12 protein-coding genes are annotated in these 14,047 nt (G+C 72.1%); 10 read left to right on the top strand and 2 right to left on the bottom strand.

Translation table 11 applies throughout. The annotated features are described in order from the left end of the window. Positions 1 to 128: 128 nt before the first annotated feature. The 6 genes from alaS (at position 129) to FHS23_RS21010 (ending at position 8,536) form a co-directional block, all read left to right on the top strand. The gene (gene alaS / locus FHS23_RS21035) at positions 129 to 2,792 is read left to right on the top strand and encodes an alanine--tRNA ligase (RefSeq protein ID WP_183658841.1); all 2,664 of its coding nucleotides are present in this window, start codon (positions 129 to 131) and stop codon (positions 2,790 to 2,792) included. Beyond that, a complete protein-coding gene (ruvX, locus tag FHS23_RS21030; protein ID WP_183658839.1) occupies positions 2,789 to 3,280 on the top strand; it encodes a Holliday junction resolvase RuvX in 492 nt (163 codons plus the stop codon). Before alaS ends, ruvX begins: the two co-directional genes overlap by 4 nt. 581 nt (positions 3,281 to 3,861) lie before the next feature. Further along, a complete protein-coding gene (locus FHS23_RS23425; RefSeq protein ID WP_343054148.1) occupies positions 3,862 to 5,304 on the top strand; it encodes an endolytic transglycosylase MltG in 1,443 nt (480 codons plus the stop codon). Continuing rightward, a complete protein-coding gene (locus FHS23_RS23420; protein WP_425501158.1) occupies positions 5,301 to 6,152 on the top strand; it encodes a shikimate dehydrogenase in 852 nt (283 codons plus the stop codon). Before FHS23_RS23425 ends, FHS23_RS23420 begins: the two co-directional genes overlap by 4 nt. A gap of 152 nt (positions 6,153 to 6,304) precedes the next feature. Beyond that, the gene (locus FHS23_RS21015) at positions 6,305 to 7,486 is read left to right on the top strand and encodes an endonuclease/exonuclease/phosphatase family protein (RefSeq protein ID WP_425501157.1); all 1,182 of its coding nucleotides are present in this window, start codon (positions 6,305 to 6,307) and stop codon (positions 7,484 to 7,486) included. A 102-nt stretch (positions 7,487 to 7,588) separates the two neighbouring features. Beyond that, positions 7,589 to 8,536: a D-2-hydroxyacid dehydrogenase family protein gene (locus tag FHS23_RS21010; RefSeq protein WP_183658835.1), complete on the top strand. Its 948-nt coding sequence runs from the start codon at positions 7,589 to 7,591 to the stop codon at positions 8,534 to 8,536. A 33-nt stretch (positions 8,537 to 8,569) separates the two neighbouring features. Here FHS23_RS21010 and FHS23_RS21005 read toward each other — a convergent pair whose 3' ends face one another. Both FHS23_RS21005 and FHS23_RS21000 read right to left on the bottom strand, forming a co-directional pair. After that, positions 8,570 to 9,379 (bottom strand): serine hydrolase domain-containing protein, encoded by an 810-nt coding sequence (locus tag FHS23_RS21005; protein WP_183658833.1) that lies wholly within the window; start codon positions 9,377 to 9,379, stop codon positions 8,570 to 8,572. Between the two features lie 118 nt (positions 9,380 to 9,497). Further along, on the bottom strand, positions 9,498 to 10,805 hold the full coding sequence (locus tag FHS23_RS21000) for a PTS transporter subunit EIIC (RefSeq protein WP_183658831.1): 1,308 nt from the start codon (positions 10,803 to 10,805) through the stop codon (positions 9,498 to 9,500). Positions 10,806 to 11,100: 295 nt separating this feature from the next. Here FHS23_RS21000 and FHS23_RS23635 point away from each other — a divergent pair, with 295 nt between their 5' ends. The 4 genes from FHS23_RS23635 to aroC all read left to right on the top strand — a co-directional run bounded on the left by FHS23_RS23635 (position 11,101) and on the right by aroC (position 14,047). Further along, positions 11,101 to 11,397: a PTS sugar transporter subunit IIB gene (locus FHS23_RS23635; RefSeq protein WP_343054160.1), complete on the top strand. Its 297-nt coding sequence runs from the start codon at positions 11,101 to 11,103 to the stop codon at positions 11,395 to 11,397. After that, positions 11,394 to 11,858, top strand: coding sequence for a PTS sugar transporter subunit IIA (locus tag FHS23_RS20990; protein ID WP_343054146.1), 465 nt, complete (start codon positions 11,394 to 11,396; stop codon positions 11,856 to 11,858). Before FHS23_RS23635 ends, FHS23_RS20990 begins: the two co-directional genes overlap by 4 nt. 210 nt (positions 11,859 to 12,068) lie before the next feature. Continuing rightward, entirely contained in the window at positions 12,069 to 12,803 is a 735-nt protein-coding gene (locus FHS23_RS20985; RefSeq protein ID WP_183658827.1) for a prepilin peptidase, read from the top strand. 38 nt (positions 12,804 to 12,841) lie between these two features. Continuing rightward, the gene (aroC, locus tag FHS23_RS20980) at positions 12,842 to 14,047 is read left to right on the top strand and encodes a chorismate synthase (protein ID WP_183658825.1); all 1,206 of its coding nucleotides are present in this window, start codon (positions 12,842 to 12,844) and stop codon (positions 14,045 to 14,047) included.

Below are 14,047 nucleotides of genomic sequence, written 5' to 3'. Positions count from 1 at the left end.
CACCGGCGGCGCACTCCCCGGCGATGCCGTCGCTCATACCGCTGCGACGGTCGGGGAACCCGGAACCGGCGACCACCCCGGTGCACCCGCCGGCCCGGAACCGCCGCCACATCTGCGAGGAAGCTCCAGTGGAAACACACGAAATCAGCAAACGGTTCCTCGACCACTTCGAGAACCACGGCCACACCCGCGTGCCCAGCGCGTCCCTGATCCTGGACGACCCGACGTTGCTGTTCGTCAACGCGGGCATGGTCCAGTTCAAGCCGTACTTCCTCGGCGAGGTCCCGCCGCCGTACCCGCGTGCGACGAGTGTGCAGAAGTGCGTGCGCACCGGCGACATCGACGAAGTCGGCAAGACCACGCGCCACAACACGTTCTTCCAGATGGCCGGGAACTTCTCGTTCGGCGACTACTTCAAGGAAGGCGCCATCGAGCGGGCCTGGGAGCTGCTGACGTCCTCGCAGGACGCCGGCGGCCTCGGCTTCGACCCGGCACGGCTCTGGGTGACCGTCTACGAACACGACGCCGAGGCCGCGGGCCTGTGGCGGGAGATCACCGGCATCCCGTCCGAGCGCATCCAGGTGCGTGACGGCAAGGACAATTACTGGGACATGGGTGTGCCCGGTCCCGGTGGCCCGTGCTCGGAGATCTACTACGACCGCGGCCCGGAGTACGGCCGCGACGGCGGCCCCGTGGTCGACGAGGACCGGTACCTCGAGATCTGGAACCTCGTGTTCATGCAGGACATCCGCGGCGAACAGAGCCCCAAGCTGGGCCACGCGCCGATCGGTGAGCTGCCGCAGAAGAACATCGACACGGGCATGGGCATCGAGCGGGTCGCGTTCCTGCTGCAGGGCGTGGACAACGTCTACGAGACCGACCTGGTGCGCCCGGTGATCGCGCGGGCCGAGGAGTTCTCGGGCAGGCGGTACGGTTCCGACCACGCCGACGACGTGCGCTTCCGCGTCATCGCAGACCACGCCCGTTCCGGCGCGATGCTCATCGGCGACGGCGTCACGCCCGGTAACGAGGCCCGGGGCTATGTGCTGCGGCGGCTGCTGCGACGGATCGTCCGCGCCGTTCGGCTGCTCGGTGTCCACGAACCGGTGCTGCCCGAGTTCGCCCAGGTGGTGCGCGATGCAATGGCGCCGTCCTACCCGGAGATCGCCCGCGACTTCGACCGCATCAGCGACGTCATGCGCCAGGAGGAGGAGTCGTTCCTGGCGACCCTGACCAGCGGCTCGCGCATCTTCGACCTGGCCGCCCAGGAGACGAAGCGCTCCGGCGGGGCGATCCTGGCCGGTGACAAGGCGTTCCAGCTGCACGACACCTACGGCTTCCCGATCGACCTGACCCTCGAGATGGCGGCCGAACAAGGCCTGTCCGTCGACGAGGACGGCTTCCGCACGCTCATGGAGGAACAGCGGCAGCGGGCGAAGGCCGACGCGGCCTCGCGCAAGACCGGTCACGGTGACCTGTCGGTCTACCGGCGCCTGCTCGAACAGCACGGCGAAACGGAGTTCCTCGGGTACACCGACCTGCAGGCCGCGGCCAAGGTCCTCGGACTGCTCTCGGACGGTCAGCCGGTGTCCGTCCTCGGCGAGGGCAGCAAGGCCGAAATCATCCTCGACCGCACCCCGTTCTACGGCGAGAGCGGTGGTCAGATCGCCGACACCGGCGTGCTCGTGGGCCCCGGCGTCGAGGTCACGATCACCGACGTGCAGAAGCTCGTGCCGGGCCTGTTCGTCCACCGCGGCGAGGTCACAGGCGGTGAGCTCGCGCTCGACACGGAGCTGACGGCGTCGGTCGACGAGACGCGGCGGCAGTCGGTCGCGCGGTCGCACTCGGCGACGCACCTGGTGCACGCCGCGGTCCGGGGTGCGTACGGGAACCGCGCCGCGCAGGCCGGTTCGCTGAACTCGCCCGGCCGGATGCGGTTCGACTTCACCACGCCGGGCGCCGTCTCGTCGGACGTGCTGACCGAGGTCGAGGAAGAGGTCAACGACTACCTGCAGACCGACGTCGAGGTGTCCGCGTACACGACGACGAAGGACAAGGCGCTCGAACTCGGCGCGATCGCGCTGTTCGGTGAGAAGTACGGCAACGACGTGCGGGTGGTCGACATGGGCGACTACTCGCGCGAACTGTGCGGCGGCACCCACGTCGGCCGGATCGGTGAGCTCGGCCTGGTCAAGCTCGTGTCCGACGCGTCGATCGGTTCGGGCGTGCACCGCGTCGAGGCGCTCGTCGGCACCGACGCTCTCCGTCAGGTGCGGAAGGAGCAGCTCCTCGTGTCGCAGCTGGCGGGCACGCTGAAGGTGCCCGCCGAGCGGGTTCCCGAGCGCATCGAGGACGTGCTGGCGCGCCTGCGCAGTGCGGAGAAGGAGATCGAGCAGCTCAAGACCCAGCAGGTGCTCGGTTCGGCGGGCTCGCTGGCCGACGGCGCCGAGGACGTCGCGGGTGTCGCTCTGGTCGCGCGGAAGCTCGACGGCGGCGTCGACGCGGCCGGGGTGCGCGCCCTCGCGGGCGAGGTTCGCAACCGGCTCGGCTCCCGCCCCGGTGTCGTCGCGCTGTTCGCACCGTCCGACGACGGCAAGGTCAGCTTCGTCGTCGCGACGACGTCGGCCGCCCGAGACAAGGGTCTCGCCGCGGGCAAGCTCGTCCCGTCGTTCGCCGAGGCCGTCGGCGGCCGTGGCGGTGGCAAGCCGGACATGGCGCAGGGCGGCGGCAGCAACCCGGCCGGTATCGACCAGGCGATCGCGGCGTTGCGGAACGCCCTCACGAACGGGTGAGCGACGTGGAACCGGACCGGCCCGGGGTCGACGACCCCGGGCCTGGTCGTCGGCTCGCCGTGGATGTCGGCTCCGTCCGGGTCGGGGTGGCACTGAGCGATCCCGGGCCCATGCTGGCGACTCCGCTCGTTACGCTGGCCCGGGACTCGGAGGGGAATACCGACATCGGCGAGCTCGCGGGGCTCGCCGCCGAACACGACGTGGTCGAGGTGATCGTGGGACTCCCCAGGACGTTGGCCGACCGGCACGGTTCCGCCGCCGAGATCGCGGCGGAGTACGCGCGGCGACTCGGCGAGCGGATCGCGATTCCGGTGCGACTGGCGGACGAGCGGCTGACGACCGTCACCGCGAGCCGGATGTTGTCGCAGCGCGGTGTCAAAGGCAAGAAGCAGCGTGCGGTCGTGGACCAAGCCGCGGCCGTGGAGATCCTGCAGGCGTGGCTCGACGCCCGTGGCGCGGCGATCGCGAGGGGGACCGGACCGGCATGACGAGCCCGCACGACGGACCCCCGCCGCGCGACCCGCGTGACCCCCGTCCTCCCCGCCGCCGTGGCACGGCGGCGCCGAGCGCGAACGAGCCCCCGCAACCGGACGCCCCCCGGCCTTCGGAGCCACGGCATTCGGACTCCCGGCCTGCTGAGCCACCGCGTCCGCCCGCTGCCCGTCGTCCGGACGGGCAGCCCCCGCGCGGTCCGTCCCACGATCGGCAGCAGCCCCCGGGGCCGCCGCCCGGCCCGCCGCCGAAGCATCCGCGCAGGCAGCCGCCGCCCGAGGGTGGGGCGCGCCGCGGCCCACAGGAACCACCATCGGCGCCTCCACGTCGGCCCGAACCGCCGCGCACCCCGCAGGAGGAGGCGCCGCAGGAGCGCGGCGACCGCTCGCGGCCGTCGATGCCCCCCGCCGGATCCGTGCCTCCCGCGGGCGAGGACGGGCCGCGTCCGCCACGGCACGCGCGACACCGCGCAGACGGCGCCCCGCCGGAGCCTCCGCGCGCGCCCCGGCCCCGCCGCGCGCCGGGTCACGACCCCGCCGCCCGGCGGAGCGAGCCGCATCCCGGTCCGAACCACGGTGTGCACCCGGACGAACGACCGACGCAGAGCTTCGACTTCGTCGTCGACGAGGACCCGGTCGCCGATCCGCATGCCGCCGACCCGTATTTCGACGACGGGTACGACGATGGCGACGTGGCTCGCTACGACGACGGTGACGACGGTGCGGCTCGCTACGACGAGTACGAGGACGCCGACCACGACGACGGCCATTACGACGACGGCCATTACGACGACGGCTACTACGACGACGACTACTACGACGACCACGGCGAGGACGGAGACCGCGCTGAGCCGTCGTACATCCTCGGTGGCGACGACGGTGACGATCCGCCGCCGCCGAAGCGGCGCCGTGGCCGGCGTGCCTTCCGGTGGGTGGCGGCGCTCATGGTGCTCGCGCTCCTCGCGGGCGGCGCCTACATCGGCGCGCGGGAATTGCTCGGTTTCGGCTACGAGGACTACGAGGGTTCCGGCGACAAGGACGTCCTGCTGCACGTCGAACAGGGCGATTCGACGGGTGCCATCGCGTCGAAGATGGCGAAACTCGACGCCGTGGCGAGCCCCGACGCGTTCGTGGAGGCGGCGAAGGACGACCAGCGGGTGTTGGCGATCCAGCCCGGTTACTACGTGGTCAAGACCAAGGCCGCCGGCACGAGCGCGGTCGAGACACTCGTCGGGCCGGACGCCCAGGTGGGACAGGCCGAGATCCGTGCGGGCACGCGGTTGACCGACCGGGGCGGCGACAGTCCGAAACCCGGTGTGCTGAGCCTGCTCTCCGAGGCGTCGTGCGCCGATCTCAACGGCGAGAACACGTGCGTCAGCGTCGAGGAGATGCAGGAGACGGTCCGGTCGACCGACCTGGCGGAGTTGGGCGTGCCCGAGTGGGCGGCGAAGCCGGCCCAGCAGAAGGCGCCGGAACATCGCCTCGAAGGCCTCATCACGCCCGGGATCTACGACGTCCGGCCGGGCTGGGATGCCCGCAAGCTGCTCACCGAGGTCCTGACGACGTCGGCGACTCGGCTGGAAGCCGCCGGCCTGCCGGACGCCGCGCAGGGCTCGGGGCATTCGCCGTACGAGGTCCTGACCATCGCGTCGATCGTGCAGGTCGAAGGCGTGCAGGCCGACTTCTCCAAGATCGCCCGGGTGATCGAGAACCGGCTGGGCGCGGGAATGGCGCTGGAGATGGACTCCTCCATCAACTACGCGCTGAAGAACCCCACCATCCGCACGAAGCGAGACGCGCGGGACGTGGACGGGCCCCACAACACCTACACCCGGAAGGGCCTGCCCGCGACACCGCTCGGCGCGCCGAGCCAGGAGGCGATCATCGCGGCGGAGTCCCCGCAGGAAGGCCCGTGGAAGTACTTCGTGCTGTGCGAGGAGAACGGCCTCTCGTGCTTCAGCGAGACGTACCCCCAGCACAAACAGGAAGTCGAGCGGGCACAGAACAAGGGGGTGTGGTGAGCGGAGGCGTACGTCGGGCCGCGGTGCTCGGCAGGCCCGTCGACCATTCGCTCTCGCCCGTGTTGCACGGTGCGGCGTACCGGGCACTGGACCTGCCCGGCTGGACCTACGAGCGCATCGACATGGACGACGCGGGGCTGCCCGCGTTCGTCGACGGCCTCGGTCCGGAGTGGGCAGGGCTGTCGGTGACCATGCCCGGAAAACGTGCGGCGCTGGCGCATGCCGCGGAGGCCACGCCACGGGCGCGGGCCGTGGGCGCGGCCAACACGCTCGTCCCCGGCGACCGCGGGTGGCGGGCCGATTGCACCGACGTCGACGGCGTCGTCGGCGCCCTGCGGTGTGCGGGCGGGTTCACCGGTGGCGGCCGGGCGGTGGTGATCGGCGCGGGCGGCACGGCCGCGGCCGTGGTCGTGGCCGCCGCGGAGCTGAACCTGACCTCGGTCGCGCTGGTCGTGCGTGAACCGGCGAGGGCCGCGGAGACGACAGAGGCCGCGCGGCGCGTGGGGCTCGACGTCGAGGTGTTGCGCTGGTCGGACGTCGATGTCGCCGCACTCGCCGCCGGTGCGGACCTGCTGGTCAGCACCGTGCCGTCCGAGGCGCTGACCGCCGACTTCGAGGCGCTGGCCGGCGTGCCGTGCGTGCTCGACGTGATCTACCACCCGTGGCCGACCCCGCTGGCACAGGCCGTGACGGCGCGCGGCGGCCGCATTGCGACCGGTCTGGACATGCTGTTGCACCAGGCGTTCGGCCAGGTGGAGCAGTTCACCGGCCGCGCGGCGCCACGTGAGGCGATGCGCGACGCGTTGCGGGAGGCCACCGGCGGCGAGGTCCCGCTGCCGCTCGACTGAACCTCCGCTCCCCATCGCACGCAGCCCCGGCGCGGCCGGCGGCCCCTCGTTCCCCGAACGACGCCCGGAGTTCACCCCTCACTCGTAAGGTGGGGCGCGACTTCCGGGAGGTAACCGTGCGTCGATCGCGTTGGCTGTCAGGGTTCGTCGGTGTGGCCGCATCGGCAGGGTTGGTCATCTCGTCCGTTCCGGCGACGGCCGATCCGGGTTCGGGCCGAGGAACCCCGGAGGACGTGCGGTTCGCGACCTTCAACGCGTCGCTGAACCGGGCGACCGAGGGGCAGCTGCTGCGGGACCTGTCGACCGGCGACGACGAACAGGCGCGCAAGGTCGCCGAGGTCGTTCAGCGCAACCGGCCCGACGTGCTGCTGCTGAACGAGTTCGACCACGTCGCCGGCGGCGCGGCGGCCGACGCGTTCCGCGAGAACTACCTCGAGGTGGGCCACAACGGCGCCGCGCCGATCGACTACCCGCACGCCTACACCGCACCGGTCAATACGGGCGTGCCCACGGGCTTCGATCTCAACCGCGACGGCGGGACCGGCGGACCCGACGATGCGCACGGCTTCGGCGACTTCGAGGGCCAGTACGGGATGCTCGTGCTGTCGAAACACCCGATCGACACCGGCGCCGTGCGGACGTTCCAGAAGTTCCGCTGGAAGGACATGCCCGGCGCGACGCTGCCCGACGATCCGGCCACGCCCGAGCGCGGCGACTGGTACTCCGACGAGATCCTCGACGTACTGCGGCTGTCGTCGAAGTCGCACTGGGACGTGCCGATCGACGTCGGCGGCCGCACCGTCCACTTCCTCACCGCGCACCCCACCCCACCGAGCTTCGACGGCGAGGAGGACCGCAACGGCACCCGCAACCACGACGAGATCCGCTTCTGGGCGGACTACGTGACCCCGGGCGAGGGCCGTTACATCTACGACGACGCGGGCGGTCGCGGCGGTTTGCAGCCGGGGGAGCGGTTCGTCGTCGCGGGCGACTACAACGCCGACCCGCACGACGGCGACAGTGTCGACGCGGCGGCCACGCAACTGCTCGACGCGCCGCTCGTACGTGACACCCGCCCCGCCAGTGAGGGCGCCGTCGCGGCCGCCGAGCAGCAGGGCGGGGCCAACGACGAGCACGTCGGCCCCGCACGACTCGACACCGCCGACTTCGCCGACGAATCACCGGGCAACCTGCGGGTCGACTACGTGCTGCCGTCCCGCGGGCTGCTTCCCCACGACGACGGCGTGTTCTGGCCGGAGCCGGGCAGCGAACTGGCCCGGCTGAACGACACGTCCGACCATCACCTGGTGCGCGTCGACCTGCTCGTGCCCTGATCCGGTCGGACGGCGGGGCCGCACCGGCACGGCCGTGGCCGTGGCGGGAGACGAGGGTGCGCGTCACTCGGTCTCCCGCCGCGCAGGCGTTAGCGTGTGGGCATGAAGATCGCGATTCTCGACGACTATCAGAACATCGCGCGCGAGCTGGCCGACTGGGACTCGCTCGGCGCCGAGGTGGACGTGCTGACCGAGCACATCGCCGATCCGGACGCCCTCGTGGACCGGCTCGCCGGGTGTGAGGTCGTGGTCGCCATGCGCGAGCGCACCGGGTTGCCCGGTGACGTGCTGCGGCGGCTGCCGGACCTGCGGCTGATCGTCAGCCTCGGTGGTGCGCGGAATCCGGCGATCGATCTGGCGGCCACCGACGAACTCGGCATCGTCGTATCGCACACCGGTTACCTGCCCCACCCGACCGCCGAGCACACGTGGGCACTGATCCTGGCGGCGATGCGCGGACTGCCGGACGAGACGAGATCCGTGCGCAACGGCGGTTGGCAGACGTCGGTCGGCCGCAGCCTGCAGGGCGCCACGCTGGGCATTATCGGTCTCGGCAGGCTCGGCGGTCGTGTCGCCCGGATCGGCCAGGCGTTCGGAATGCGCACCATCGCGTGGAGCACCAACCTCACCCAGGAGAAGGCCGACGAGCACGACGTCCTCGCCGTCCCGAAGGAGCAGCTGCTGGCCGAGTCCGACGTCGTGACGATCCACCAGGTGCTCAGCGCGCGCACCCGGGGCCTCGTCGGCGCGCCGGAACTGGCCGCGATGAAGCCGGACGCGTGGCTGGTCAACACCTCACGCGGGCCGATCATCGACGAGGCCGCGCTGCTCGATGCGCTGCGCGAGCGCCGTATCGGCGGTGCCGCACTCGACGTCTACGACACCGAGCCGCTGCCCGCCGACCACCCGCTTCGGAGCGTGCCGAACACCGTGCTCACCCCGCACATCGGCTACGTCGTGCGGGACCTGTACGAGGTGTTCTACCGCGACGCGGTCGAGGACATCGCCGCGTACCAGGCCGGCAAGCCGATCCGCGTGATGTCGTTGTAGTCCACGGCAGCGCTGCTCCCGGGCCCGGACGGTTCAGAGCTCGGCGAGCACCGCGTCGGTGAAGGCGGGCCAGGCTTCGACGGCCCACGGCCCGAAGTCCCGGTCCGTCAGCGCGATGCACGCAGCGCCCGCGTCCGGGTCGAGCCACAGGAACGTGCCGGACTGTCCGAAATGGCCGAACGTGCGCGGCGAGCTGTTCGTGCCCGTCCAGTGCGGGCTCTTGCCGTCGCGGATCTCGAAGCCGAGGCCCCAGTCGTTCGGCTTCTGGTGCCCCAGGCCGGGCAGGACCCCGTTGAGACCGGGGAACTGCACCTGGGTCGCCGCGTCCAGAGTGGACCGCGCGATCAACTTCGGTGTGAACAGCTCCGCGGCGAACCGAGTCAGGTCGTCCACTGTGGAATCGGCGCCCGCGCCGGGGGAGCCGGTGAGCGTCGTCGACGTCATCCCGAGCGGGGTGAGCACGCCCTCGGTCAGGTACTCGCCGAACGGAATCCCGGAGTGCTCGGCCAGGGCGTCGGCGAGCTGTTCGTAGCCGGAGCTGGAGTAGAGCCTGCGCTGGCCGGGCGGCGCCTGCACCTTGTGCTCGTTGAACGCCAGCCCCGCGGTGTGTGCCAGCAGGTGCCGGATCGTCGCGCCCTCGGGCCCGGCCGGCGTGTCGAGTTCGACGGCGCCCTCCTCGACGGCCACCAGCGCGGCGTAGGCCGTGAGCAACTTCGTCACCGACGCGAGCGGGAACACGCGCTCCGTGTCGCCGTGGGCGGCGCGCACGGCGCCGTCCGCGCCGACGACCGCCGTCGCCGCATGGGGCACCGGCCACTGTTCGATCAACCGCAGGCTGTCCATGCGCACCACCCTAGGCAGGCGGACCGGGCCGCGGCCGGGAGGGTTCGGACGTATCCACCCTCGTCAGGCAGGAGGGGTCCGGCGCCGGAGCGGGCCGGCGCCGGACCCCGGGGGTGCGTCAGGTGCCGATACCGCCCGCAGAGCCTCCCGCACCGCCTGCGGAGTCCGGGCCGGTCCGAGTCGCGGTCTCGGAGGCGGTTCCCGCGTCGACCTTCGACGGTGCCTGCGCATCCTCGGCACCGTCGGCGTCGTCCTCGCGACCCGGCGTGCGCATGTTCCACTTGGTGATCACCCAGCGGAAGACGACGTAGTAGATCGCCGCGTACACCAGGCCGATCGGGATCAGCAGCCACGCCTTGTTGGCCGCCGGGGCGGTCATGTTGAGCAGGAAGTCGATCCCGCCCGCCGAGAACGAGAAGCCCAGGTGGATGTCGAGGGCGTTGACGAGCATCATCGACGTACCGGTCAGCACCGCGTGGATGAGGTAGAGCGGCCACGCCACGAACATGAACGCGAACTCGATCGGCTCGGTGATGCCGGTGAGGAACGCGGTCAGGGCCGAGGAGAGCATCACGCCGCCGACGAGCTTCTTCTGGCTCGGCTTGGCAGTCTGCCAGATCGCCAGCGCCGCCGCGGGCAGCGCGAACATGAAGATCGGGAAGAAGCCCGTCATGAACGCGCCCGCGTTCGGGTCGCCCGCGAAGAAGTTGTTGATGTCGCCGCCGTCGAAGACGAACCACAGCGGCACGTTGAGCAGCTGGTGCAGGCCCACCGGGATGAGCAGCCGGTTGAGCGTGCCGTAGAGGCCGCCGCCGATGACGGCGTCGCTCGTCGCGGCTTCGCCCGCCGCCTGGATGCCCGCGTCGATGACCGGGAACGCCAGGCCGAACACCACGCCGAGCAGCAGCAGCGCGAACGAGTTGATGATCGGCACGAACCGGCGGCCGCCGAAGAAGGCGAGGTAGGGCGGGAGTTTCACCCGGTGGAACCGCTGCCACAGCACCGCCGTCACCAGGCCGACGACGATGCCCGAGAGCACACTGTAGGGCCATTTGATCGGCTGGAGCATCCAGGCCGGCTCGTAGCCTTCGAGCTCCTCGAGCGGGGCGAACACCTGCACGACCTTGTTGAACACCACGAAGCCGACGGCCGCGGCCACACCGGTGGAGCCGTCGCCCTTGCGCGCGAAGCCGACGGCGATACCGACCGCGAACAGCAGCGGCAGCCAGTCGAACAGTCCGCCACCGGCGGCGACGAAGACGTCGGCGATGCCCGACGTGGCGTCCCAGCGACCGAGCATGTCGGCTTGGCCGAGACGGTTCAGCAGGCCGGCCGCGGGCAGCGTGGCGATGGGCAGCATGAGACTGCGCCCGAACCGCTGGAGGCCGGCCAGGCCTCTGCGGTTGCCCTGCGCTCGATCGCTCATGAGCGTCCTTCCGGTGGATACGTGATCGACGGGTTCGTGTTGTCGGGCGTGCGCTGGTCGCAGGTGCGACCGGAGAAGGTGCGACCGGAAAGACTAGCGGGAATCGGGCGCTCACCGTGGCGATTCGCGAAGGCGGCGCCGAATCCGGTCACGGTGATAGATTCCGGTCTAGACCACTCGGTCGGAGCGAGAATGCTCCGTCGCTCGACCGGGTGTCAACCCGCTACTGTTCGTGCGGAGGCGGCGCCGGCCGCGGGCGGCCGCAGGACGCGGCACGCGGCGCGCCCGCCGTCGCATCGGTACCGGCGAACACGGCGGAACCACGGAACACGGCAGGACGGAACAGGAGGCCGCGATGGCGGACGAGAGGCCGGGGCAGATCCTGGCGGCCCTGGGCGGCGCGGACAACGTCGTCGAGATCGAAGGGTGCATCACGCGGTTGCGGTGCGAGCTCGAGGACGGCTCCGTCGTCGACGAGGCGGCGCTGAAGCAGGCGGGTGCGCACGGCGTCATGAAGAGCGGCGCGGTCGTGCAGGTCGTGGTCGGCCCCGAGGCCGACGCGATCGCCGAGGACATCCAGGACCTGTTGTGACGGGTGCGGCGCGCGTCGTGTGCAGCCCGGTCGGCGGCACGGTGACGGCGCTGGCCGACGTGCCGGACCCGGTGTTCTCCCAGGCGATGGTCGGCCCGGGGATCGCGGTGGAGCCGCGTGACGGCCACGGTGACGCGGTGTCGCCGATCGACGGCACGCTGACCACCGTGCACGCGCACGCGTTCGTCGTCGCCGGTGACGACGGGGAGGCCGTCCTTGTGCACCTGGGTATCGACACGGTCAAACAGCAGGGCGAGGGCTTCACCCTGCACGTCGTCAAGGGCGAGCGGGTACGGGCCGGGCAGCCCGTGGTCGGCTGGGACCCGGCGGCGGTGCGGGAGGCGGGCTACGCGCCGATCGTGCCGGTGATCGCGCTCGACGCGCAGCAGGAGGCCCTGCGGGCCGCCGACACCGGCTCGGAGGTCGGCGCAGGCGACGAACTGTTCACCTGGACCGGCTGACCGGCCCTGCCGCGCCGCAGTACGGCACGGGAACGTGACCGCGGCGGCGGTCGGAGCGGGGTGAGACGCGAAGGGTCCCCTCGTGACGGCGGCCGTCGCCCGCCCGAGTGGTCGTCGCCGTCACCGTGACAGGGGTGGTACCCCTCGTGCCACGACCGCTTGGTCACGCGGTCACCGCCGCGCACGCTGACGGGCGTGTGGTGGCAGGTGATGAGCGCGATCGCCGTCGGCCTCGCCGGTGCGGCGGTCGCGGCAGCGGCGTGCCGATTGTCGGCGCGCGCCGCGCGTCCGGCCGTCGTGCCCGCAGGCCGGTGCGCCGTGGTGACCGCGGGCTGCTGGGCCTGGCTCGGCTGGCGCTGGTCCGCGGGCGGGCTGCCGGGCTGGTGGTTGCCCGTGCCCCTGGCGGTGTTTGCCGTGGCCGCACCGTTGGCGCTGGCCGACCTGCGGTATCGCAGACTGCCGGACGTGCTCACCGCGGCCCTCGCGGTGCTCGTCGGCGTGGCCGTCGTGGTGAGCGCCGTCGCTGTGGGTTCCGAGGCCGTGAGCACCGGGACGGCGGGCACCGGCCTGGTGGTGCGCGGCGTCGCCGGCGCGGTCGCCTTCGCCGGCGTGCACGCGCTGGTGCGTGCGGTCTCGCCCCGCTCGCTGGGTGCGGGCGACGTCAAGCTGGCCGTCGGACTGGGAGGCGGAGCGGCGGCCGTGGGCTGGCCCGCGCTCGTGGTCTCCGCGGGCGTGGCCTCGCTGGTGACACTCGTGGGTGCCGGCATCGTGCGGTGGGCGACCCGCGGGCCTCCCGGGCGCGGCGTGCCGCACGGACCGGGGATGCTGCTCGGAGCCTGCCTGGTCGTGGCCTTCCCGGGCGCCGGACTCGACGTCGTGGCGGGGCAGGCCGCACGTGCGGTGGCGGTCCCCGGCATGGGCGGGGTCACGCCTGGTCCCGGGTAGCTGCGGTCACGTCGCCGCGGCGTGACAGGATCGGCGGTGTGTTGCGCTGGATAACCGCAGGTGAGTCCCACGGCCCGGGCCTGTCCGCGATCCTCGAGGGCATGGTCGCGGGCGTCGAGGTCACGACGTCCGACATCGGCGAGCAGCTCGCCCGCAGGAGGCTCGGTTTCGGCCGGAGTCCGCGGATGGGTTTCGAGACCGACCAGGTCGAGTTCGTCGGCGGAGTCCGCCACGGCACGACCCAGGGCGGTCCGATCGCCGTGCAGATCGACAACTCCGAGTGGCCCAAGTGGGAAAAGGTCATGTCGGCAGACCCGGTCGACCCGGCGGAGCTCGACGGGCTCGCACGGAACGAGCCCCTGACCCGGCCGCGGCCGGGCCACGCGGATCTGCCGGGCATGCAGAAGTACGGGTTCGCCGAGGCGCGGCCGGTGCTCGAACGCGCCAGCGCCCGTGAGACGGCCTCCCGCACCGCGCTCGGCACCGTCGCGCGGGCGTTCCTGCGGCAGCTGCTCGGCGCCGAGGTGGTCAGCCACGTCGTGTCGATCGGCGGGGCGGAGGTACCCGAGGGGCCGCTGCCGCAGCCCGGCGACCTCGCCGCGATCGACGAGAGCCCGGTGCGGGCGTTCGGCGACGCCGCGACCGACGCGATGGTCGCCGAGGTCGATGCGGTGCGGAAGGCGGGCGACACCGTCGGCGGCGTCATCGAGGTCATCGTCCACGGGCTGCCGCCGGGACTCGGTTCCCACGTCCACTGGGACCGCAGGCTCGACGCGAAACTCGCGGGCGCGCTCATGGGTGTGCAGGCGATGAAGGGCGTCGAGGTGGGCGACGGCTTCACCACGGCGCACCGCTGGGGCAGCCAGGCACACGACGAGATCGACCCCGGCGACGGCCCGACGGGCGTGACCCGGCGGTCCAACCGGGCGGGCGGCCTCGAAGGCGGCATCACCAACGGCGAGCCGCTGCGGGTCCGCGTGGCCATGAAGCCGATCTCCACCGTGCCCCGGGCGCTGTCCACGGTGGACGTGGAGACCGGGGAGCCCGCCGTCGCGATCCACCAGCGCTCCGACGTGTGCGCCGTGCCGCGGGCCGGGGTGGTGCTGGAATCGGTCGTCGCCCTCGTCGTGGCCGACGCCGCGCTGGAGAAGTTCGGGGGCGACTCGCTCGCCGAGTCCCAGCGCAACGCGGACGGGTATCTCGCCGGGCTGGCCGAGTGGTGGCAGCGCGGCGGCGAGGAGTGA

Origin of the sequence: Prauserella isguenensis (genome assembly GCF_014191605.1) — a bacterium.
Taxonomy (GTDB): Bacteria; Actinomycetota; Actinomycetes; order Mycobacteriales; family Pseudonocardiaceae; genus Prauserella; species Prauserella isguenensis.
The sequence above is the reverse complement of the archived record's forward strand: the minus strand, read 5'-3'. Positions and strand labels throughout refer to the sequence as shown.

Excerpts from the sequence above, each read along its gene's own strand:
- FHS23_RS21010 (WP_183658835.1), top strand. The coding sequence starts at position 7,589 with ATGAAGATCGCGATTCTCGACGACTATCAGAACATCGCGCGCGAGCTG.
- FHS23_RS21005 (WP_183658833.1), bottom strand. The coding sequence starts at position 9,379 with ATGGACAGCCTGCGGTTGATCGAACAGTGGCCGGTGCCCCATGCGGCG.
- FHS23_RS21000 (WP_183658831.1), bottom strand. The coding sequence starts at position 10,805 with ATGAGCGATCGAGCGCAGGGCAACCGCAGAGGCCTGGCCGGCCTCCAG.
- FHS23_RS20985 (WP_183658827.1), top strand. The coding sequence starts at position 12,069 with ATGAGCGCGATCGCCGTCGGCCTCGCCGGTGCGGCGGTCGCGGCAGCG.